General features: G+C 64.4%; 25 protein-coding genes. 14 read left to right on the top strand and 11 right to left on the bottom strand.

All coding sequences use genetic code 11. The features are described 5' to 3' along the window. The first annotated feature begins 2 nt into the window (after window positions 1-2). From QZM67_RS08795 to QZM67_RS08775, 5 genes are all read left to right on the top strand, one after another. Entirely contained in the window at window positions 3-1,565 is a 1,563-nt protein-coding gene (locus QZM67_RS08795; protein WP_301801905.1) for an NADH-quinone oxidoreductase subunit C, read from the top strand. Then, window positions 1,565-2,080, top strand: a complete 516-nt coding sequence (locus QZM67_RS08790) for an NADH-quinone oxidoreductase subunit B family protein (protein ID WP_301801903.1) — start codon at window positions 1,565-1,567, stop codon at window positions 2,078-2,080. The genes QZM67_RS08795 and QZM67_RS08790 overlap by 1 nt, the downstream gene beginning before the upstream one ends. A gap of 284 nt (window positions 2,081-2,364) precedes the next feature. Beyond that, complete coding sequence (locus QZM67_RS08785; RefSeq protein WP_235995867.1) at window positions 2,365-3,099, top strand: fused MFS/spermidine synthase; 735 nt, start codon at window positions 2,365-2,367, stop codon at window positions 3,097-3,099. Between the two features lie 155 nt (window positions 3,100-3,254). Beyond that, the gene (locus QZM67_RS08780) at window positions 3,255-3,452 is read left to right on the top strand and encodes a DUF2970 domain-containing protein (protein ID WP_175021766.1); all 198 of its coding nucleotides are present in this window, start codon (window positions 3,255-3,257) and stop codon (window positions 3,450-3,452) included. A 68-nt stretch (window positions 3,453-3,520) separates the two neighbouring features. Beyond that, the gene (locus QZM67_RS08775; protein ID WP_301801901.1) at window positions 3,521-3,901 is read left to right on the top strand and encodes a hypothetical protein; all 381 of its coding nucleotides are present in this window, start codon (window positions 3,521-3,523) and stop codon (window positions 3,899-3,901) included. A 336-nt stretch (window positions 3,902-4,237) separates the two neighbouring features. Here QZM67_RS08775 and QZM67_RS08770 read toward each other — a convergent pair whose 3' ends face one another. The 4 genes from QZM67_RS08770 to QZM67_RS08755 all read right to left on the bottom strand — a co-directional run bounded on the left by QZM67_RS08770 (window position 4,238) and on the right by QZM67_RS08755 (window position 5,851). Next, window positions 4,238-4,777, bottom strand: coding sequence for a GNAT family N-acetyltransferase (locus QZM67_RS08770; protein WP_043187854.1), 540 nt, complete (start codon window positions 4,775-4,777; stop codon window positions 4,238-4,240). A 41-nt stretch (window positions 4,778-4,818) separates the two neighbouring features. Beyond that, complete coding sequence (locus QZM67_RS08765) at window positions 4,819-5,157, bottom strand: hypothetical protein (protein WP_301801899.1); 339 nt, start codon at window positions 5,155-5,157, stop codon at window positions 4,819-4,821. A gap of 145 nt (window positions 5,158-5,302) precedes the next feature. After that, window positions 5,303-5,524: a hypothetical protein gene (locus tag QZM67_RS08760; RefSeq protein WP_021158205.1), complete on the bottom strand. Its 222-nt coding sequence runs from the start codon at window positions 5,522-5,524 to the stop codon at window positions 5,303-5,305. A gap of 63 nt (window positions 5,525-5,587) precedes the next feature. After that, the gene (locus QZM67_RS08755) at window positions 5,588-5,851 is read right to left on the bottom strand and encodes an HPr family phosphocarrier protein (protein ID WP_043187851.1); all 264 of its coding nucleotides are present in this window, start codon (window positions 5,849-5,851) and stop codon (window positions 5,588-5,590) included. Between the two features lie 362 nt (window positions 5,852-6,213). On the opposite strand from QZM67_RS08755, the gene QZM67_RS08750 reads away from it, so the two are divergent. Both QZM67_RS08750 and QZM67_RS08745 read left to right on the top strand, forming a co-directional pair. Further along, window positions 6,214-6,558: a zinc ribbon domain-containing protein YjdM gene (locus QZM67_RS08750; protein ID WP_021158207.1), complete on the top strand. Its 345-nt coding sequence runs from the start codon at window positions 6,214-6,216 to the stop codon at window positions 6,556-6,558. Between the two features lie 43 nt (window positions 6,559-6,601). After that, window positions 6,602-7,438, top strand: coding sequence for a spermidine synthase (locus QZM67_RS08745; RefSeq protein ID WP_175021768.1), 837 nt, complete (start codon window positions 6,602-6,604; stop codon window positions 7,436-7,438). A gap of 33 nt (window positions 7,439-7,471) precedes the next feature. On the opposite strand, the gene QZM67_RS08740 is transcribed toward QZM67_RS08745, so the two are convergent. Together QZM67_RS08740 and QZM67_RS08735 are read right to left on the bottom strand one after the other, a co-directional pair. Further along, window positions 7,472-7,657, bottom strand: a complete 186-nt coding sequence (locus QZM67_RS08740) for a ribbon-helix-helix protein, CopG family (RefSeq protein WP_021158209.1) — start codon at window positions 7,655-7,657, stop codon at window positions 7,472-7,474. Window positions 7,658-7,744: 87 nt separating this feature from the next. Next, on the bottom strand, window positions 7,745-8,503 hold the full coding sequence (locus QZM67_RS08735) for a YoaK family protein (protein WP_301802205.1): 759 nt from the start codon (window positions 8,501-8,503) through the stop codon (window positions 7,745-7,747). A 176-nt stretch (window positions 8,504-8,679) separates the two neighbouring features. Here QZM67_RS08735 and QZM67_RS08730 point away from each other — a divergent pair, with 176 nt between their 5' ends. Beyond that, window positions 8,680-9,030 carry a hypothetical protein gene (locus QZM67_RS08730; protein WP_175021769.1) on the top strand — a complete coding sequence of 117 codons (351 nt, stop codon included), beginning with the start codon at window positions 8,680-8,682 and terminating at the stop codon, window positions 9,028-9,030. After that, window positions 9,027-9,239 (top strand): twin transmembrane helix small protein, encoded by a 213-nt coding sequence (locus tag QZM67_RS08725; RefSeq protein ID WP_006489184.1) that lies wholly within the window; start codon window positions 9,027-9,029, stop codon window positions 9,237-9,239. The genes QZM67_RS08730 and QZM67_RS08725 overlap by 4 nt, the downstream gene beginning before the upstream one ends. A gap of 308 nt (window positions 9,240-9,547) precedes the next feature. On the opposite strand, the gene gcvA is transcribed toward QZM67_RS08725, so the two are convergent. After that, window positions 9,548-10,438, bottom strand: a complete 891-nt coding sequence (gene gcvA / locus QZM67_RS08720; RefSeq protein WP_301801896.1) for a transcriptional regulator GcvA — start codon at window positions 10,436-10,438, stop codon at window positions 9,548-9,550. Window positions 10,439-10,567: 129 nt separating this feature from the next. Between gcvA and QZM67_RS08715 the strand changes: the two genes are divergently transcribed. Genes QZM67_RS08715 through QZM67_RS08705 form a run of 3 tightly spaced genes read left to right on the top strand, consistent with a single transcriptional unit; the run spans window position 10,568 to window position 12,812 of the window. Then, window positions 10,568-11,965: an MFS transporter gene (locus QZM67_RS08715; protein WP_301801894.1), complete on the top strand. Its 1,398-nt coding sequence runs from the start codon at window positions 10,568-10,570 to the stop codon at window positions 11,963-11,965. After that, window positions 11,962-12,585 carry a glutathione S-transferase family protein gene (locus QZM67_RS08710; protein WP_301801892.1) on the top strand — a complete coding sequence of 208 codons (624 nt, stop codon included), beginning with the start codon at window positions 11,962-11,964 and terminating at the stop codon, window positions 12,583-12,585. The genes QZM67_RS08715 and QZM67_RS08710 overlap by 4 nt, the downstream gene beginning before the upstream one ends. Next, window positions 12,582-12,812, top strand: a complete 231-nt coding sequence (locus tag QZM67_RS08705; RefSeq protein WP_301801890.1) for a hypothetical protein — start codon at window positions 12,582-12,584, stop codon at window positions 12,810-12,812. Before QZM67_RS08710 ends, QZM67_RS08705 begins: the two co-directional genes overlap by 4 nt. Window positions 12,813-13,184: 372 nt before the next feature. Here QZM67_RS08705 and QZM67_RS08700 read toward each other — a convergent pair whose 3' ends face one another. From QZM67_RS08700 to QZM67_RS08690, 3 genes are all read right to left on the bottom strand, one after another. Continuing rightward, window positions 13,185-13,739, bottom strand: a complete 555-nt coding sequence (locus tag QZM67_RS08700) for a hypothetical protein (protein WP_301801889.1) — start codon at window positions 13,737-13,739, stop codon at window positions 13,185-13,187. 407 nt (window positions 13,740-14,146) lie between these two features. Continuing rightward, a complete protein-coding gene (locus QZM67_RS08695) occupies window positions 14,147-14,842 on the bottom strand; it encodes a hypothetical protein (protein WP_175026580.1) in 696 nt (231 codons plus the stop codon). Beyond that, a complete protein-coding gene (locus QZM67_RS08690) occupies window positions 14,839-15,393 on the bottom strand; it encodes an RNA polymerase sigma factor (RefSeq protein WP_175026581.1) in 555 nt (184 codons plus the stop codon). Before QZM67_RS08690 ends, QZM67_RS08695 begins: the two co-directional genes overlap by 4 nt. Window positions 15,394-15,764: 371 nt before the next feature. On the opposite strand from QZM67_RS08690, the gene QZM67_RS08685 reads away from it, so the two are divergent. Beyond that, window positions 15,765-16,700, top strand: a complete 936-nt coding sequence (locus QZM67_RS08685; RefSeq protein WP_301801886.1) for a hypothetical protein — start codon at window positions 15,765-15,767, stop codon at window positions 16,698-16,700. A gap of 114 nt (window positions 16,701-16,814) precedes the next feature. Further along, the gene (locus QZM67_RS08680) at window positions 16,815-17,567 is read left to right on the top strand and encodes a hypothetical protein (protein WP_301801884.1); all 753 of its coding nucleotides are present in this window, start codon (window positions 16,815-16,817) and stop codon (window positions 17,565-17,567) included. A gap of 37 nt (window positions 17,568-17,604) precedes the next feature. Here the strand turns inward: QZM67_RS08680 and QZM67_RS08675 are convergent, their stop codons facing one another. Then, on the bottom strand, window positions 17,605-19,227 hold the full coding sequence (locus tag QZM67_RS08675) for a SulP family inorganic anion transporter (RefSeq protein WP_301801882.1): 1,623 nt from the start codon (window positions 19,225-19,227) through the stop codon (window positions 17,605-17,607). Window positions 19,228-19,235 lie beyond the last annotated feature (8 nt).

Raw genomic sequence — 19,235 nt, 5'->3', positions numbered from 1 at the left:
GCATGCGGCTCGATTTGATGCAGATCGGCAGCGCGACGCGCCTTGTGGAAGGCGCAGGCCAGATTCCGGCGATCGTGACCGATGTCGACGAATCGAAGTGGCTCGAGATCGCCCATGCGGCGCAATCGGAACAATGCCGGCTCGTTGCGATGTGGGGCGACGAAGCACCTGAGCGCGTATTCACGGTGAATGCGGCGTATGAATGCGAGGACGGCATCCTGTGGGTACGTCTCGCAACGGGCGACAAGCCGCGGCCCGAAGGGGATTTCCCCGATCTGGCCGAAATTTTTCCGTACGCGGCGCGTATGCAGCGGGCGATTTTCGATCTAATCGGCTTGCGCGCCCGTGCGGCTCTGGATACACGCCCGTGGCTCCATCACGGAAATTGGCCCGCCGATTACTTTCCGTTGCAAACGCAGGCGACCGGCGTCGAACGCTTCGAGTCGAATGAGGCAGATTATCCGTTCGTACGGGTGGCCGGCGACGGCGTACATGAGATCGCCGTCGGGCCGATTCACGCCGGTACGATCGAGCCAGGCCATTTCCGGTTCTCCGTCGTCGGCGAGAAGGTGCTGCGGCTCGAGGAACGACTTGGCTATGTACATCGCGGCGTCGAACGGTTGTTCGAACGGACGGCCGCATCGAACGGCCATCGCGTTGCGGGCCGGGTTGCCGGCGACTCGACCGTCGCGTTCTCGTGGGCCTATTGCATGGCGCTCGAGCAGGCGTATGGTGTCGAGCCGTCAAGGCGTGCGCTTTATGTGCGCGCGCTCCTGCTCGAGCGCGAGCGTATCGCCAATCATCTGGGCGACTTGGGCGCGCTCGGCAACGATGCCGGTTTCGGATTCGGTCTCGCGCAATTCTCGCGGTTCAAGGAGGACTGGATACGGATGAACGCGCGGGCCTTCGGGCATCGCTACCTGATGGATCGGGTTGTGCCGGGAGGTGTGGCAGTTGATCTTTCTCTCGAGCACGCGGCCGAACTGTCGGTTCAATGCGAAAGCATCGAACGCGACGTCCACGCGATGCGGCAGATTTACGACGATCAGTCGGGATTGCAGGACCGCTTTCTCGGCACCGGCCGGCTGAAACCTGACGTCGTCGAGCATTTCGGTGTGCGCGGCATGGCGGCCCGTGCCAGCGGCCGAGCGTTTGACCTGCGCGCAGACCTGCAAGCAGCGCCGTATGGCGACCTCACCGTCAAGACGGTGAGCGACGTACGCGGCGACGTCGCTGCGCGCGTCGCCGTCCGTTTTGCCGAGATCGACGAATCGCTCCGTTTGATCCGGTTGCTGCTGGCGAATCTTCCGCGGGGGCCGATCGTCGTCGACGTGACGCCCGCAGCCGGACGTTCCCGGGGAATCGGCTGGGTCGAAGGCTGGCGCGGTGACGTGTTCGTTGCACTCGAGACAGCACCGGACGATGCGGTCGTGCGGTGCCATTGCCACGATCCGTCGTGGCAAAACTGGCCGGCGCTTGAGCACGCGATCATCGGCAACATCGTTCCCGATTTCCCGTTGATCAACAAGTCGTTCAATCTGAACTACGCGGGGCATGATCTCTGATGTGGCAACTCATTCGTCAGTTCGTGCGCACTGATTTTCCGAACGAACCCGTGCCTGCGGTGGAAGATGCGTGGCGTCACGAGGCGCAGCGAATTCGCCAGGACATTCTCGATTTGCTTGGGCGAGCACTGTGCATTCGACAGATCGACGCGGGCTCGTGCAATGGCTGTGAGCTGGAAATCCACGCACTGAACAATCCGTACTACAACATCGAAGGACTCGGCATCAAGTTCGTCGCGAGTCCGCGGCACGCGGATCTGTTGCTCGTGACCGGGCCCGTGACGTTGAACATGCGAGCGGCCGTGCTCGCCGCGTACGACGCGACGCCCGCGCCGAAGCTGGTGGTCGCTGCGGGCGAATGCGCGTGTACCGGCGGCATCTTTGCCAACAGCTATGCGGTGTGTGGACCGGTCTCGTCGATCATGCCGGTCGACGTCACGATTCCCGGATGTCCGCCGCCCCCCGTCGACTTGCTGCGCGGCATTTTGACCGCTTGCCGATCACGCGAGGATTGAGGCGCCGTGTCAATGAAAGTGAGTCGAGCCGACGGGACTGCCCATTGGACGGTGAGAGCCGTGGCTCTCCCGAGTCCCTTCCGGGCGCGTCGTCGGGGGATCGTGGAACGGAGAATCGCAACCGATTTGAACGAAATCAGGACCACTGACGCTGGTCAAAACTCTGCGGTAAAGGACAGGAATTGAAAGGATCTTCCTTTGATGTGCTGAAACATGAATCCGTGACCAAGGCCAAGGTTCATGAAAAAAAGCGGGCGAAGAAAAAATATCATCACGTTACGCCAATGGTGATTGAGAACGACGAAACCATTTCCCTCTACTTTGACTCAACAGCGGTCCAGAGCACGATGCTGCTCGATGACCCCTACGTACTAACCTTGGGTTATACGCGAACCATGATGGGATTTTTGCTTTTTAATTCCAATCCGCGACGGATCTCAATGATCGGCCTGGGCGGTGGTTCGCTCGCCAAGTACTGTTATCGGCACCTGCCCGATACGGAGATTGTGGTGATTGAAATCAATCCTGAGGTTATCGCTTTGCGCGATCGGTTTTCAATACCTACTGACGATCAGCGTTTCCAGATTCTCTGCGACGATGCCGCGCATTACGTCAAAGTCAAGAGTCAACGGCCGGACGTGCTGATCGTGGATGGTTATGACGTGGACGGTTTACCCGAGGAACTTGGAAGCCGAGCGTTCTACCAGGCGTGCTATCGTCACTTGAGCGACGATGGGATGTTAGTGATGAATCTGATCACGGACGACCCCGACTTCCACCGCTATTTGAGTGCTCTGAGGGGCATATTTGCCGACGCAATCACGTTGGTTCCCTCGGAGGATAGCGATTCCAATGTTACGGTGTTCGCCTGGAAAGGCGCGCAGCGATTGCCGTCCCTCGCGGATATGCTGGATCGCGCACGCACCTTGGCATCGGGGCATACGGTGAATTTGCATGCGACCGCTACCCGCATCGAGTATGGCAAGCGTTTCAATTGGAAGCGCTATGATCAGCGGTGAAAAAGTCATCGAGAAGCAAGCGTTCAGTTCTTTGCGAAACGAGAAAAATGAAGTTGGCCTGGAAGCGACTCGTCGTGGTTTTATATTCGATAGTCGGCGGAAATTGACTTGCCAAGTGAAGGCCGCAAGCGTTATTCAGTTGAAGGAGAGAGAAGATGGCCGAAAGCGGTAAAGATCAGATTGTTCGTGCATTTCGCGCAGTGTTTTTTGCTTTTTTGGGTGTCAATAAACGAAAAAATCTCGAGACGGACGCGACGCAACTTAACCCCCTTGTTGTTGTAATTGCCGCACTCGTTGCCGTTGGCATATTTATCGGCGTGCTGCTTTTTGTCGTGCATCTGGTCACGGGTTGACCGCCGAACTAACGCGCGGCGCTGCAGCTGACGCCGCATGATCCTGGCCGATCTGGCCATCCGGCGCGATGCTATCGACGATCACCTTCAATTACGACCAACTGACGCAGCGCACCGAAGCGGAGATTCGCGCCTGGATGGCGCGTGCCAATCAAGCCGGCTTGCGCAAACGGGAGCGGGTCCAAGGCCGTGAACGTGCGATCGGAGCGCTACAGCTTTGGCTCGCGCTGACGCACCCACATGTCCTTGGTTCGAGTTTGGCCGTGCGGGTGACGCATGCGGCCGACGCGGCAAGGATGTGCGAGCGGGTCGGTCTGCCCGAGCAGGCCGCCCGCTGGCGTATCGCACCGTTTGCCGGTCGTGGATCGGGAGCGGTCGCTACCTCGGAGCGCGAGGCAGACGAAGCCCCAATACCCTGGCGGGTTTTCGATCGCCCCGGAGGGCGTTGACCTGGGCCGCACCGATGCCGCTTCGACGGCTCAATCAGGCCTCACCGTTCCGGTAGCGGTGCGATGTCGAAAGCGCGTCGGTCATGTCGATCCAGCACGGTGGTTCGTCGATGGCGACCATGATCGGTTGGAGACCCGTGAAGGCGACGAACGCTCGCCACGCCGGAAGGCTGGCGTTCGGTGAAGCCGGGGCTCGATGAGCGCGGAAACTGTTCCGTCCGATGGACAACGGATGCTTTACCCGTCTTTATGCACCGGTTGCGGCGTGAGCGGGGCGGGCGCGCCGGCGCCGCAAGCGCATGCGGCACGCCCGCGATAACCGGTACGCCATCCCGCTTACCGACTCGCGCGCGAAAACAGCAATGAGTCGGTGTCGTTGAACCGGATCCGCGTCGGCTCGCCGTAACCGGCTTTCTCCGCCACGCGGATCGATGCGACGTTGGTCGGCGCGATCACGCATACGCTGCGCTCGAACCGCTGCTGCCCGTCGAGCCACGCCAGCGCGGCCGCGAGTGCCTCGGTCGCGTAGCCCTTGCCGTGCGCCCACGTCGCGAGTGCCCAGCCGGCTTCCGGCACGCCGCGAATCGACGGCTCGATCAGACGGTAAAAATCGGCGAAGCCGAGATCGCCGACATAGCGGCCCGACGCCTTCTCGCGAATCGCCCAGTAGCCATAGCCGAGCAGCGGCCACAGCCCGCGATACGCGAGCATGCGCATCCACGAGTCGCGCGTCGCGGACGGCTCGCCGTTGAAGATGTGCTCGACGACCTTCGGCTCGGCCCACATCGTGGCAAGCGCATCGAAGTCGCCGAGCGGATGGCCTTCGAGGATGAGGCGCGGCGTGTCGAGAACGGGCGGGGAGGAGACTGGCGGCATCTTGATTTCCGGAAAGGAGGGAGCTTGGGACGGCCAGGCCGTCAGCACGTCGATGCCGCGCTGGTCGTGTCCCGTCCGCGCACCCGCTGGCAGATCGGGCGGCGATGTTCCTCGACGAGCAGCGGCGTGCGATCGACGACCGACGACGGCGGCACTCTGCGAGCGGGCATGTCCATTTCGGCAAGACAGGGAGCCGGAATGATAGCAAAACCCTTGCCCGGGCGGGCGCCGCGCCGAGCGGCCGGGATTGACTCCGCCGCATTGGCGGCGGCCGCGAACGGGAAGGGGGCGGTGCCGCCGGCGACCTTGCGGACTTGCGCATAGACGCCGGCGCTTGCGCAGGTGGCGAATTCGATGGCGGGAACGGCGATGCGGCGCATGACTGGCTTCCTGACCCGAACGCTGCCTGATGCCTGTTCGTTCGAGGGGAGGCCACTTCAGAAGTGGCAGCATGATCCGCACAAGACGCACATTCGGCAATACGATGCTCAAAAAGGATCGAGCCGATTCGCCGCCGCTGGCAATCTACTTCCGGCTTTTCAGGAAGGTCCGCCCTTCGGCCGTGATCGACGCGCCGGAGCGGCCATGGGCGGAATGGCTGACGAAGCCCGCGCTGACGAGCTCACGCGCGATCGACCAGCCGAGTGCCGGCGCATCGCGCCCATAGCGGACGTCGGCGAGGCGTTCGAGCGCCCAGATGGCGGAGGCCGACAGGTTCGGGGTGTTTGACGTGAAGTTGTCGCTCATCGCTTCCTCGTGAGGTGGGGATTCGGGGTGGGCGGGATGCCATGACATCGGATGGCGCGCGAATCAGCGCGCCTGCAGCACGGGCAGCAGCGCCTGCAGTGCCGCCTCCTCGTCGGGGCCGGTGGCCAGCACTTGCGCGGACGTGCCGCCGTGCACCTGCAGCGCCGCGACGGCGGCGCTGTCTTTCGCGTCGCTGCTGATCCCGTTCGCGATCAGCAGGATGTCGCTTGCGAAGCCGCGCGCCGCGTCAACGGCTGCTTCTCGTGCGGCGTAGCCGCGGTTGCGGTTCCACGCGGGGCCGATTTCAACGTACACAACGGTTGCCACGATGTCGGAAAGCCTCTGGACGGGACGTCGGAATCGGTGTGCGGCGCCGGGCCGGCAGTGCGCCAGGCACGCGTGAAACGCGCTGCCCCGCACGACTCGGGGCGGCCGGCAGCGCAGCCGGGGTATGTCATCCTGCTTGGATGTGCCGGCATTCTCGGTGAAACGGGCCGCAAATCCGGCGAACGACCCGAAAGCGGGAATTATAATACAGAGGCCAAGATATGTGTATTGCATTATAATGCCGTGTGCGCTGACGGCGGCCCGCCGATCCGTCGGCGCGTGCCTCCCGGCCATTCGGGCGACGCTGCCAGCGCGCCCGGCATTTTTATCGACGACCCAACTCCTCCCGAATGGAAGCTGCAATGAACGCCGCCCCCGCCTGCCCGCAATGCGCGATGGAAAACACTTACCCGGACGGCACGCTGACCGTATGCGCGGACTGCGGCCATGAATGGTCGGCCGGCGCCGGCGCCGAAACGGGCGACGAACCGGCGGGCGACGTCGTCAAGGACGCGAACGGCAACGTGCTGTCGGATGGCGATTCCGTCGTGCTGATCAAGGACTTGCGTGTGAAGGGCTCTTCGATCACGCTGAAGATGGGTACCAAGGTCAAGAGCATCCGCCTGGTCGGCGGCGATCACGAGGTCGACTGCAAGACCGACATGGGCGGCTTCATGCTGAAGGCCTGCTACCTGAAGAAAGTCTGAGCGCGCACACCCCGATCGACCGTTTGCAACCCAATACCCACGTATGGCCGAGGAACGAATTTCCTACGACGCGTTCGTCAGATTCCTGGCGACGCCGCTGAACGACGGCCGGCCATTCGTGCTGGAGACGCAGCACGCGCTTTCGCTGCACTTCGACCATTTCGGCACGCAGAGCTTCATGTCGCTCCGGGATCCGGGGCGGCTTGAGCTCGGCTATACGCGCGTGATGATGGGCTTTCTGCTGTTGCAACCCGAACCCGCGCACATCTGCATGCTCGGGCTCGGCGGCGGTTCGCTGGCGAAGTACTGCTACCGGCACCTGCCCGGCGCGGCGATCGACGCGGTCGAGATCAACCCGGACGTGATCGCACTGCGCGACACATTCAGAATTCCTGCTGATGACAACCGATTCAAGGTGGTGTGCGCCGACGGCGCGGATCATCTGGAGCGGGCGGATATCAGGACGGACGTGATCCTGCACGATGCGTTTGTCGCCGACGGCCTGCGTGGCCGGTGTACGGGCGCCGCATTCCTCGCGGCATGCCGCGAGCGTCTGAGCGAAACCGGCGTGCTGGCGATCAACTTCATGGACGACGATCCGGCGTTGCCGCAGCATCTCGAGCACCTGCGATCGGTGTTCGGTGCGTCGTATACGCTGGTGCCGTGCGGCGACGATAACAACTTCATCGCGTTTGCGTGGAAGGGCGGCACCCGGTTGCCGTCGTTGCGCATCCTGCTCGAACGCGCACTGGCATGTGCCCAGGCTGGCGAGCTCAAGCTGGCAGCGACGGCGCGGCGCATGAAAGCCGGGGAGGGCGTCGAGCCTCGGCGGCTGGTGCAGCGCGCGCAGCCGCACGAGCGATGGGAGATCGGCGCGTAACCGGCGTCGCGGGTGTGGCCTGTGCGGCCGCGCTTACTTCACACGCTTGCCGAGCGCGCTCTTGGTCTTGTACGTCACGCCGTGGCGGTCGAGATACTCGCGGATCAGTTGCCGCACGACCTGCGAAGGCGTGAGATCCTGCTCGGCGCAGAGCATCTCGAAGGCTTCCTTCTTTGCGGGGTCGATCAGGACGGTCAGGCGGGCAGTTTTCGTTTCCATTGCGGGGCGAGGGTGATCGGTATGTTAATCAAATTATAATCGATCCGCCTTCGGCGCCGACGCCGAAAGTGCTCTCCTGGTGCGCGATCAGCGCTTGCTGCGGAGCAGCGCGAGCAGGTCGTCGATCACCGGCACGATCGCGAGCGTGACGAGCACCGCGGCGAGCGGTACGGTCGATACGTAGCCGACATGCGTGAAGCCGATCGCGCCGGCCAGGCCGCCGATGAAGAACGACGCGAGCATCGTCGCGTGAATCCGTAGTTTCGAGCGGTTGGCGATGACCGCATGCGCGTCGACGTCGACCGCCGTCCGGTTCCAGTAGAACAGCTTCCCGAGCTCGATGCCGAGGTCGGTCGCGATGCCGGTCATGTGCGTCGTGCGGATTTCCGCACCCGACAGCTTCGTGATCGTCGCGTTCTGCAGCCCCATGATGAAACACAGCAGCGTCACGGTTACCGGCACGAAGAAGGTTTCCCGCGGCGCGAGGTGGCTGCCGAGCAGCCCGAACAGGAGCAGCAACGCGGCCTCGACCGGCAGCGGCAGCCCGAACTGGCTGTGCAGGCCGCGGCGGCGGCCCCAGTTGACGAGAATCGCCGAGCAACTTGCGCCGACCAGGAACGACCCCAGCGAGCTGATGCCCGCCAGCGCGAGCCGCACATCGCCGAGTGCCGTCTGGTCGGCGATCGCCGACACGATGCCGCTCATGTGCGACGTGTATTGCTTGAACGCGAGGAAGCCGCCGGCAATGGCCGTGCCGGCGACGAACGCCAGCGAAAACCCGGGCTGACGGTTCGCGGTCGCGCTGCGGTGTATTCCCGTCAGGTTTCGAAAGTCCTGCGCTGGCAGCTTCGCTCGATCGCCGAGGATCGCTCGAATTATGTGACGAAAATGATAATAACATTATCATGCTCTGTTAGCCGCATAGGGCTTTCAGTACAATGTCATGCGGCGCGGCCTGACGGCGGCTTCGCTGTCGCATGGCCGCGCCGCCCGCATTCGCGATCACTTCTGCCCACCGCTTCATGACCCCGATCAAGTTCATTCTTCGCTACACGGCGATCCCGTTCACGGCCATCGTGGCCGTGGTGATCTGGACTGTCATACCATCGTCGAAAGAGATCGATGCGAGACAATATGCAGCGCTGTCGCGCGCGTACGCGAGTTTCCCGCTGCCGTTCCGGCGCGAGATCTCGGAAACGATGGACCAGGGCCGGATCAATGACCGGCGCTACCAGGCGCTCGTGCGTGATTCGCTGGGCAATGGCGTCGCGCTGGACTGGCCGGCGTCGGGCGTTGGCGACCTCGCCGACGAGCGGCAAAAACTGGCCGAACTGATACAGGCCGATTCCGATCTTCAAGGGCATCACCAATGAAAACTCTGCTGGTTTCCGTGGCATTCGCGATGATCATCGCGAGCCTGATCTTCGCGCTGTATTTCATGAATCACGATCGCGGCAAGTCCAAGCGGATGGCCTGGTCGCTCGCGGCCCGCGTCGGGCTGTCGGTCACGCTGTTTCTGTCGCTGCTGATCGCTTACAAGCTGGGCTGGATCGAGCCGACGGGGCTGCCGATCGGGCGCTGAAAGACGGACGCCCCGTGGCATGCGGGGCGTTCGCGAAAATGCAGGTTTGGATCTTGAATAGAGCTATTGTGATAAGAATACTTATCCTGATGTGTCGATTTCCTGCTCGAGTTCAGGTTGAGCGCAACGTGTGATCGGGACTGGCGGCGCCGCAACGGCGCCGCACGAAAGCTGACATCGCTCTTCGCGACGCCGCACGGTGCAAATCAATGCCCGGCAGACAACTTGGCCATGGCCGGATCCGGCGACGATAGGGCAGTTCGCCGGTGCGGCGATGACAAGGAAGAACCGATAACGAAGGAGGTTGTTCAGGCCGATGCTTGCGCTTCTTCCTCGATCCAATTCGCGAACGCCTTGACTTCCGGGCGCTGCATGGCACCTGGCAGCGTCACGAGGTAATAGGCGAAACGTGCCGGCCAGGGCTTGTCCAGCACCTGCACCAAACGTCCAGCGGCGATTTCCTCGCGTGCGTATTCCTGCGGCACCAGGGCTAGTCCTTGACCCGCCTCGGCCGCCCGGATCAGCAGGTAGTCGTCCTCGAACGCAGTGCCGCGCTCCGCCCGTGGATCGTCGGTCACGCCGTGCGCCGCGAACCACAGCGGCCAGTCAGCCCGGTCGCAATCGTGCAGAAGCGGGTAGTTCAGGCAGTCTCCCGGTTCTTTGACGGCATGACTGTCTGCCACCAAGCCGGGGCAGGCCACCGGCACCAACACCGGGGCCATCAGGCGAGTGACCTCCAGGCCAGGGTAGTTTCCCAGCCCATGCCGCAGCGCGACATCCACCCGGTCGCGGCGCATGTCTGTCAGCGCTGAAGTCGCCTCGACCCGCACTTCGATCTGCGGATGCCGCTCGTTGAAGCGCCCCAGGCGCGGCACGAGCCACGATGCGGCAAAGGTGGCGACGGTACTGACTGTCAGGGTGTGGCGTCCTTTGATCGCTTCCAGCCTGTCGACGGCCTTGTCGATTTGCGCAAAGGCTTCGAGCAACGACGGATGCACGCTGGCCCCGGCTTCGGTCAGACGCAAACCCTGCCGCTCCCGAGTGAACAGCACCATCCCAAGCCGGTCTTCCAGCAAGCGGATCTGCTGACTGACCGCGCCGGATGTGACGTGCAACGCTTCGGCAGCAGCCTTGATGCTGCCGCGCTGGCCGACTTCAACAAAGGTGCGGAGCGCTTGCAGAGGGAGTGATACGGCCATTTGATTTAGGTTTTCTAAAGACTAAAAGCAAAAATGATCGCTTCTGATTTCTCATAGCGACGGCCATGATGGCACAAGTCTATGGACGATGCGCTGATTTAGTAAACCTATATTGACTGGACGACAACCATGACCCATCCGCATTGGCGGCTATGCCTGATCCTGCTTTGCACGACGCAGTTCGTTGCGTTGCTCGACTTTTCCATCACCATGATCCCGCTGCCCCAAATCCAGCAAAGCCTGGGTTTCACGCCCGGCGGGTTGCAATGGGTCATCAATGCGTATGGCGTAGCCATCGCGGGCTTTCTGCTGCTGGGCGGCCGCGCTGCCGATATGTTTGGCCGGCGACGGGTGTTTCTGATCGGGCTGACGCTCTTTACCGCGGGTTCGCTGCTGGGCGGCTTTGCACAAAGCCCGGCGATGCTGATTACCACCCGCGCCATGCAGGGCTTGGGTGCCGCGATGTTTTCGCCTGCGGCCTTCTCGTTGCTGCTGGCGGTCTTTCTCGACCCTCGGCAACGAAACCGGGCGCTGGGCGCCTGGACGGCGGTGGCCGCTAGCGGGTTCGTCGCGGGCCTGATCCTGGGCGGCATCATCACGGACGTGCTGGGATGGCGCTGGGTGTTGTGGATCAACGTGCCGGTCGGTGTGCTGGTCATCGCCTTGTCGGGCGTTCTGCCGCTCGGCAAGCCGGATGCACACACCGCGTCCGGCCGCCTGGATGTATGGGGCGCGGTACTGGTCGCCAGCGGCGCGGCAACCTTGGTCTTTGCTTTTGCCAATAGCGAGCACGTCGGCCTGGCATCCCCTGCGACCTTCGGGCTGATTCTGCTGGCGCTGGGCCTGCTGGCTGGCTTCGTGCAGGTGGAAAGCAAGGTCGCATCTCCGTTGATGCCGTTGCCGATTTTCTGGCGGCGCTCGACGGGCGGGGCGAACCTCGTCTCCTTGCTGGCGAACACGGCGTTGGGGCCGACGTTCGTGGTGGTCGCGCTCTACATGCAGGAGGTCCTGGGTTTCACCGCAACACAGACCGGGCTGGGCCTGCTTCCGATGGCAACCGCTTTCACGCTCTCCAGCGCATGGGTCGGGCCCGTCCTGATCGCAAGAATGGGCACCAAGCCCGTCATCCTTGGCGGGATGGTGCTGTTCATCGGTGGTCTTGCCTTGCTGGGCACGTCGTTGTCCGCGGATGCCTCGTGGCGCGCGTCCATTCTGCCTGGCACCTTGCTGGCCGGCATCGGCTATGGCGTCGCTTTTCCTGCGTGGACAGTCGCCGGTATCGAAGGCATCGATCCTGCCGATCATGGCTTGGCGGGCGGTATGCTCACCACCACCCAGGAAATCGGCTCGGCAGTCGGCCTTGCGGTCGGTGTTGCCGTGAGCATTGCCGTCCTCGCCAGTGGCGGCAGCGCGGCCCAAGGGTTCAGCGATGCCATCCTCGTTTCCGCCTGCATGGTTCTGGTCGGTCTGGTCTGCGCGGCAGCCATCCTTCCGGGGCAAGCCACCCGTTTGGGCGTGACGCGATGATCGACCTTTACACCGACAGCTCACCCAATGGCTTCAAGGCAACGATCGCCCTGGAAGAACTGGTGCTGCCTTACCGCCTGCATCATGTCCGCATCGAGGCGGGCGAGCATCAGCAGCCGGATTTCCTGGCCCTGAACCCGCATGGCCGCATTCCGGTCATCACCGACGATGACACCGGTATCACGCTGTTCGAGTCGGCCGCCATCCTGCTTTACCTGGCCGAGAAGACCGGCCGGCTGCTGCCGCAGGAGCCGGCGGCACGCTGGGAGGCGATCAAGTGGCTGCAATTCCACTCGTCCAGCGTCGGCCCGATCATCGGGCAGCGGGTGCACTTCGAGCTGTTCGCCGAGGAAAAGATACCCGCCGCCATCGAGCGTTACCGCCGCCTGACGGAAGGGGTGTTCGCCGTGCTCGACAGTCATCTGGCCCGGCGCCCGTACCTGGCCGGGGACGACTATTCCATCGCCGACATTGCGCATTTCGGCTGGACGCACATCGCCCGCATCATCGGCTTCGATTTCGGCCGTCACCGGCACATGAGCGTCTGGCATGAACGTGTGGCGCAGCGGCCCGCCGTGCGCAAGGGCATCACGCTGCCCGAACCGGCAACGGGCGCATGAAGGTCGCTGACACGATGCGCTCCGCCACGATCCCGACCATCAAGGGCGCGTCGTTGTCAGCGTTCCAGGCGCATCCCGGTTACCGGCGCTCGCTCGCGCCACAGCGTCCGACTATTGGTGTTTTCCTGCCGCTGCGCTTCCATGACGGCGACAAGTGCGCGCTGGCCGGACGGGCGGAACGGGTGGAATTTGGCTTTGCCGGGAGGGCGATAAGACCGCAGCCGTGATGCGCGGACACCGGCAGCGGCATGCTGCCCGCGAGATCTTCGCACGATGCAGATTGCCAGCGTGTTCAGCGAAGTTCGAGGTGTTGCGATCGATATCGGATGCAATTGACGCCGACGCATTCAAGCTGGCGCAATGAAGTGGGGGGCTTGTTGGGGGCGATCACCCATCAGGCTGTCCTGCGTGGTGCTTGCAGCAACTGACGCATGCGAATCGCCGGCATTGCGCGATGTTGATCGACCCGGTCAGTACGAACATCAGCGTGCGACCTCGGAACCCCCCGAATCCAATTTCGCGAAGTTGATTCGTCATCCGAAATTAAAAGTGAGGCGGGGCGTATCTTTCAACGCAGGCTCACGTCTTTCCCACGATATCTATTCGACGTCCGAGGACACACGACGGCTGTCCAGGTCCTTCAATGCCGGAAACGCGTCGCGGTCCCACGAATGCAAGCCATACGACTTCCAGACGATATTGCGCCTGACGAATATTTCAAAGGTAGGTGTTCCGGGCGACAGGTTGCCCAGTCGCTGGCGTCGCTCAAACAGCCATTGGACAACCGGAGGATAGCTGTCGATGGTTTCGGGCACGGCGATGGCCTCCCGTTCCACGATGAACAAATGGACGTCGGGATGCGTCTTGGCCCACGACTCGAAATCCCCTTTGCCGCCCAATGAACCTTCCCAGCGCTGGCAATAGACGCAGTCCTTTGCCGAATGCACGATCAGGACGATCGGCTCGCCCTTTCGCACTTTTGCCTGACGAATTCGATCTGCCCAGGAGAGCTTCGGCGCTGGCTCGGGCGTGGTCTGGCCGGTGTTCGCAGTCGGCTCGTCGCCGGCCAGGACGACTTGCGGTGAAACCAGTGCCAGCGATAAAGACGCGGTAGCCACCCATGCCAAGCGCGAGACCCACTTGCGAGGCGCCATTTTCGTGCTCCTGCGAAGAATCGCGGACGTCAATTGACGAAAGGACAGGGTCCGCCACGGAAAATATTGTAGTGACTGCGCATCGGCGATTGCAAACTTTAAACCCCTGTTCGTTCGGCCGTGTCGATGCGTCAACCCTCTCCGCATGATCGCCCGTGCGTCCACGTGTATGCCGCTGCGCATGCAATCGGCCTCGGGGCCGTCGAACGCGTGCGGCATAGTCAAGATTGACCCTGTACGTCTTGCGCGTCTTCGCCGATCAATTCACTGACGCAGCGCGAAGACCAGACTTTGCGTTCGTTTGATTGGCGCGGAGACGCCGGCCATGGCCGCGTAATCGTCTGCGAATCCGCACGCCACCAGACCAACGACGCCAGCTTTCCCGCACCCCGCGCCGAATCAACGCATTACTTTCCGCACCCCTGCGGTCGATCGATCTGTGCGGCGAGTCGTGCAGCTTCGCTGCTTCCCAGCAGCGCCGCGCGCGCGTCCGCATCGGTGGACGCGATACGGTAGCGGCCGGAGCCGTCCGGGCCTGCAACGATGCTGCTGCCGTAGAGCGTCAGCCACTGGCGAATCGCCTGTTCGGTGACGCCGTCCCGGAAAGTGACCCACACGTCGGTGCATTGGCCCGTCGTACCCCGCACGACAGCGTCCGGCACCGTGTCCGGCTCGGTGCCGCGCATCAGTTGCACGATCGCGACGGCCTGTACGACGACGAGCGCGGTCAAGGCCGGCTGCATGACGAGCGAGTGTTCGCGCATCCAGTCCTGCACGCGCGCAAACCAGGATTGGCGACGCTCGGGTTGCGGCGCGCTGCGCGGGGCGTCGGCCGCCGTGCGCGCATGCGCGGCGTCGCGGGCACCGAGCGCGGCCTGAAGCCGTGCGAACGCGGCATCGTTCGTCGCCGCGGTACGCGCTTCCTGCGCGATGTCGGCGGCGGCCTCCAGTACGTCGAGCGTGTCCCGGAGCGCCGCATCGTGTGCGAGCCGCTCGACGAACCGTGCATGTTCGTCCGGCGTGAGTTCGCCCCGCACGTAGGCCAGGGCGAGGTCGCGATCCGGTTCGTCCGGATCGGTGGTGTGGCGGGGTGCGTTGCTCATGCCGTTTCTCCCGTCTGATCCTGCACGCAGGCAATCACGCGAGCCTTTGCTTCGGAAATGCGACGTCGTACCGACACGGGCGAACCGGCCTTCGTCATCTGCTGAATCTCGACATCCTTGTGTCCGCCCAGCGCGAGCATGAACGTCTCGCGCGCCGTCTCCGTCAGTTTCGACAGGCAGCGCTCGACCGCGGCGCGCGTGCGCGCAAGTATCGCGGCGGCTTCGGGGCTCGGCGCCAGTTCACCGAGGTCGGACAGCAGCGCGTCGAGCGCGTGCTCGTTTTCCAGCCACTGCTCGAGCGACGTCAGCCGGACCGATTCGACGCCGAGCTTGCGCAGGCGGGTAATCAGCTGCTTGGTGGCCGCGCCGGTCACGTAGCCCGCGACGCGTGCATCGAACGTCGCGTCGTCCATCCGTGCGGCATCGTCGAGCGAGAACGCGCTCGTCGGCTCGAACAGCGAGAGCAGCGCCGACTGCAGCGCGTCCTCGATGTCGGCGTCGCGGCTCCACGGATAGAGGCGGCGGGCCTGCCGCGCAAATCGGTTGTTCACCTGCCGGAAGAATGCGGCGAAGCGCCCTTTGTCACGTTGCAGCCGCTCAAGGGCGACGACGGTCGTGGATCTCGCGTCGCGGTCATCGGAGGGAAGGAATCGTGGCGTCATCGAAGACATCTTGGGTCGCTTGGAATGGGGACGGCAGCCGCGACGCGTAGGGTGGCCGGCGCCGCCGGAATTATATATGCGGGTGCGAATTCTGCACGGCATGAAAAATCGGGCGAACAAATCGGCGCGGCACGCGAATAGAACGACAAGACGCGAGCGAAGTCCGCCGTCGGCCGTGAGCCGGCGCGGTGAAAGCGAGTGTCGATATCACGGCTCACGCTGCCGCGAACTGCCCCTTCGAACGAGAGAACTGCCAAGCCATGAACGCGACCCATACCTGTACCCAATGCCACTCGAGCATGCCGGAGCGCGTGCCTTTCTGCCCGCGTTGCGGGAGCCGCACCGACGCCGTGGCGGCCACCGCCGCACCGGATTCGCCCGCGAGCACCCGGACGCGCGGCCGCGTGCTGCGCGACACCGTCGCTGGCGACGGCCTGCTGGTCGCGCTCGGACGCCAGTACGCGTTTTCGCTTGAAACGCACTGGAAGAGCGACGTGGCGCCGACGGTCAACATGGCGGTCGACGTCGATTTCGACGGCAGCGGTGCCGTCACCGCGGTGCGCGCGGTCTCCGGCGCGACCGTCGGACAGGAGCGGATGCGCGACGCGGTCGACGGCGTGCGCGAGGTCTCGGGCCGCGCGCTCGGCGAAGCGGCGGCGATCGGCTTGCCGCTTGCCGCGCGCGTCGTGTCGACGGTCGGATACGCGAATCTCGGCGCGATCGCACTGTTGCTGATCGGCTGGTTCTCGCTGAATGCGATCGCGATCCAGGTGACGGCGTCGACGGCGAGCGGGCTCACGTTCTACGACCTGCTGCGCGCGCTGCACTCGATGAACAACTTCTATGCGCTCGAGAGCGTCAGTCAGATGAGCGCTGGATGGTACGGCTTCGTCTGCAATCTGACGCTCGCGCTGTGCCTCGCCCCGTTCCTGTTCCGCCGCAAATCGCTGTGGCTCGGCCTTGCCGCGCCGCTGGCATGGATGGTCGCGGTCTACGCGGGCATCTACTGGAAGATCTCCTCCGCCGTGAGCGAGATCGGCGGTGCGGCCGGGATGACCGGCCTGTCGGCGGACTTCGCGCGCGAAATGGCCGCGGAAGTGTCGAAGGCCATCTCGTTCGGCGCGGGCTTCTATGTCGCCGGCGCGGCTGCGCTCTATCTCGCCGTCAAGGGCGTCAAGCAATACCTGTCGGCCTGAGCGGCCGACGCGCAGGCCCGGCGCGTACGCCGGGCGAAGCGCCGCATATCGCGATTGCCCCGGAACCGGGCTCGCGCACGTTTTCTCATCCACACACGACTGGAGTCCCTCACCATGAAGAAGATGTCTACTGCCGCTACGACCTTGTTGATCGCGCTGTGTGCGTCGGGCCTCGGCGCCTGCAGCAAATCCGATGATGCGCCGAAGGCGCCGGACGCCGCCGCACGGCCCGCGGTGGACCTGGCCGGGCTGGCTTCGCCGGACAAGCAGCAGCAGATCGCCGACCGCGCGCTGCCGCAAGGCGACGCCGCGCGGCCGCTCGCCGACTATCGCGGGATCGATAGCGGCAACGACGTGATGTTCCTGTACTACGGTATTTCGAAGCTGCCCGTCGATTACGACAAGGCCGCGCAGTATTACTCGCGCGATTACCAGAACACGTCGGATGGCTTCAAGAAGCAGGACATGCTGAACACGCTGAAGCCGCGCATCGACGCATTGGTCGCGGCGGCGCAGAACAGCCGTTATGTCGTCCTGACGACGCCGAACGCGACGCTCGACTCGTACGACTTCACGAAGAAGGGTTTTCAGCTGACCAACGTCGCGCAACCGGGCTCGTTCCAGTACTTCTTCGACAACGCGAACTACAAGATCGCGTACACGAACGGGCCGGACTTCAATTTCGTGAAGGTGACCGACGAAGCGCAGGCGCGTTCGATCGAGGATCTGCGCAGCCACTACAAGCCGATTACCGCGCGCGTCTACGCGTACGCGCAGGATGTCGACCCGGCGAACAATCAAGTGAAGCTGCAGATGCTGCATGTGCAGCTGCTCGACGGCGGCGGTCACGTGCTCGCGGCGATGTGACGACCCGGCTCGTCGGTCGCGCAGGCAGGCGGGACGCTCATCCCCGCGTGACCGAGAACGTCGCGAGCGCGGCGCGCAGGTCGGTCTGCCGCGCGGCCAGCACGAAACGCAGCGACACGCCGCGTGCAGCAAGCAGGTCGCCGAGCTGGCGCAGTGACCTGCACGCGGACGCGTCGAAGCGTCGTACGCCGCACAGGTCGATATCGACGGCCTGGATCGCCGTGCCCGGCGCGAGCTGCGCGAGCACCGGCTCCACCATCTTGCGATCGACGAAGCAGCCGATCAATGCGCCGGTCGCGCGCACGGTCATGCCGTCCGGTTGCACGTCGCAGGCGATGGCGAAGCGCCGGGGCGCGCGCAGCAGGCTGAGCAGCGCGGCCACGCAGCCGACCGCGAAGCCTTTGCCCGGCTGTCCCGTGATCGCGGTCACCGCAGTCACCGCCGCGAACGTCCACACGGCGGCGGCGACCACATCCGTGGGCCCGCGCCCGGACAGGCAATGGCCGACGATCTGGCGCGACCAGTCGTCGATCATGTCGAGCGCCATCGCAATCATCACGGCGGCCGCCGCCAGCTTGGGCAGCAGCGCGAGCAGCGACGTGCCGGCGACGACGAGCGCGAGCAGCATCGCCGCGTGCAGCACGGCCACCCCGCGCGTCCGTCCGCCGGCGTTCCACGCGAGCTTGGAGCGGGTCAGCGAACCGACGATCGGCAGCAGGCCGGCCGCCGCCGCGACGAGGTTCGCGACGCCGTGCGCGGCGAGATCGCGGTTGGGCCGCGCCCGCTGGCGGCTGTCCGCTTCGACGTTGCCGGCTGCGATCAGCGTATCGAGCGAGGCCAGCACCCCGATCATCGCGCCGTACAGCACGAGCATCGCGAGCAAGCCAGCGTCGAGGCGCGCGAACACCGACGGCCATTGCAGCAGGCCGGGCCGACCGAGCAGGCCGGGATCGAAACCGACCGTGCCGAACGTGCGGCACGCGAGCGGCGCCGCGTCGATTGCATCGAGGCCGTAGAACGCCGCGGTGCCGGCGAGCAGCGCCGCGAACAGCGACAACCCCTTCGGCCAGCGCAGGCGCGGCGCGAACGTCGCCCACAGGAAATGCGCGCCGACGCCGCTGGCCACGACGACGACCGTCGGCCACCAGTCGAGCGCGCAGCGGGTGACCGCGTGTGCCTGGTCGGCGATGGCCAGTATCGCCGAACCGAACAGCAGGCCGGACAGCGCCGATGCCGGCAGCATGCGCACGAGCATGCCGCCGCGCAGCGCGGCCAGGCCGAGCTGCGTGACACCGGCGCAGGCGAGCGCAAGCGACGCGCACCCCAATGCGCCGAACAGGCCGAGCGATGCGATCGACGGCGTGTTGAGCAGCGTGCCGACGAGTTGCGACATCAGTACCGTCGCGGCGATCCGCGGCCCGGAAATCAGCGGCTGGGTGCCGCCGCCGAAGGCGACGACGAGCAGACCGACGATCGCGGTCGCGAGGCCGATCGCAGCGCCGAGCGCGGCGGCCTGCGCGCCATGCGCGGCCGCAAGCGCCTGGACGCCGAGGCCGATGTACTCGGCGGCGGACGAGGCGGTCAGCAGCAGCGCGGGCACGAAATCGGAGCGCAGCGCCGACGCGGCGCCGGTTGCGCGGGGGCGGGCGGTGTGGGGCATCGTTGCGC

This window comes from Burkholderia sp. AU45251 (assembly GCF_030482905.1).
Lineage (GTDB): Bacteria > Pseudomonadota > Gammaproteobacteria > Burkholderiales > Burkholderiaceae > Burkholderia > Burkholderia aenigmatica.
The sequence above is the reverse complement of the archived record's forward strand: the minus strand, read 5'-3'. Positions and strand labels throughout refer to the sequence as shown.

Bases quoted from the DNA above. Each gene is read 5' to 3' on its own strand.
- QZM67_RS08675 (WP_301801882.1), bottom strand. From the start codon at position 19,227: ATGCCCCACACCGCCCGCCCCCGCGCAACCGGCGCCGCGTCGGCGCTG.
- QZM67_RS08700 (WP_301801889.1), bottom strand. From the start codon at position 13,739: ATGGCGCCTCGCAAGTGGGTCTCGCGCTTGGCATGGGTGGCTACCGCG.
- QZM67_RS08710 (WP_301801892.1), top strand. From the start codon at position 11,962: ATGATCGACCTTTACACCGACAGCTCACCCAATGGCTTCAAGGCAACG.
- QZM67_RS08685 (WP_301801886.1), top strand. From the start codon at position 15,765: ATGAACGCGACCCATACCTGTACCCAATGCCACTCGAGCATGCCGGAG.
- QZM67_RS08715 (WP_301801894.1), top strand. From the start codon at position 10,568: ATGACCCATCCGCATTGGCGGCTATGCCTGATCCTGCTTTGCACGACG.
- QZM67_RS08750 (WP_021158207.1), top strand. From the start codon at position 6,214: ATGAACGCCGCCCCCGCCTGCCCGCAATGCGCGATGGAAAACACTTAC.
- QZM67_RS08745 (WP_175021768.1), top strand. From the start codon at position 6,602: ATGGCCGAGGAACGAATTTCCTACGACGCGTTCGTCAGATTCCTGGCG.
- QZM67_RS08680 (WP_301801884.1), top strand. From the start codon at position 16,815: ATGAAGAAGATGTCTACTGCCGCTACGACCTTGTTGATCGCGCTGTGT.
- QZM67_RS08765 (WP_301801899.1), bottom strand. From the start codon at position 5,157: ATGCGCCGCATCGCCGTTCCCGCCATCGAATTCGCCACCTGCGCAAGC.
- QZM67_RS08780 (WP_175021766.1), top strand. From the start codon at position 3,255: ATGGCCGAAAGCGGTAAAGATCAGATTGTTCGTGCATTTCGCGCAGTG.
- QZM67_RS08730 (WP_175021769.1), top strand. From the start codon at position 8,680: ATGACCCCGATCAAGTTCATTCTTCGCTACACGGCGATCCCGTTCACG.
- QZM67_RS08785 (WP_235995867.1), top strand. From the start codon at position 2,365: ATGGTGATTGAGAACGACGAAACCATTTCCCTCTACTTTGACTCAACA.
- QZM67_RS08760 (WP_021158205.1), bottom strand. From the start codon at position 5,524: ATGAGCGACAACTTCACGTCAAACACCCCGAACCTGTCGGCCTCCGCC.
- QZM67_RS08740 (WP_021158209.1), bottom strand. From the start codon at position 7,657: ATGGAAACGAAAACTGCCCGCCTGACCGTCCTGATCGACCCCGCAAAG.
- QZM67_RS08795 (WP_301801905.1), top strand. From the start codon at position 3: ATGCGGCTCGATTTGATGCAGATCGGCAGCGCGACGCGCCTTGTGGAA.
- QZM67_RS08725 (WP_006489184.1), top strand. From the start codon at position 9,027: ATGAAAACTCTGCTGGTTTCCGTGGCATTCGCGATGATCATCGCGAGC.
- gcvA (WP_301801896.1), bottom strand. From the start codon at position 10,438: ATGGCCGTATCACTCCCTCTGCAAGCGCTCCGCACCTTTGTTGAAGTC.
- QZM67_RS08695 (WP_175026580.1), bottom strand. From the start codon at position 14,842: ATGAGCAACGCACCCCGCCACACCACCGATCCGGACGAACCGGATCGC.
- QZM67_RS08770 (WP_043187854.1), bottom strand. From the start codon at position 4,777: ATGCCGCCAGTCTCCTCCCCGCCCGTTCTCGACACGCCGCGCCTCATC.
- QZM67_RS08775 (WP_301801901.1), top strand. From the start codon at position 3,521: ATGCTATCGACGATCACCTTCAATTACGACCAACTGACGCAGCGCACC.
- QZM67_RS08705 (WP_301801890.1), top strand. From the start codon at position 12,582: ATGAAGGTCGCTGACACGATGCGCTCCGCCACGATCCCGACCATCAAG.
- QZM67_RS08790 (WP_301801903.1), top strand. From the start codon at position 1,565: ATGTGGCAACTCATTCGTCAGTTCGTGCGCACTGATTTTCCGAACGAA.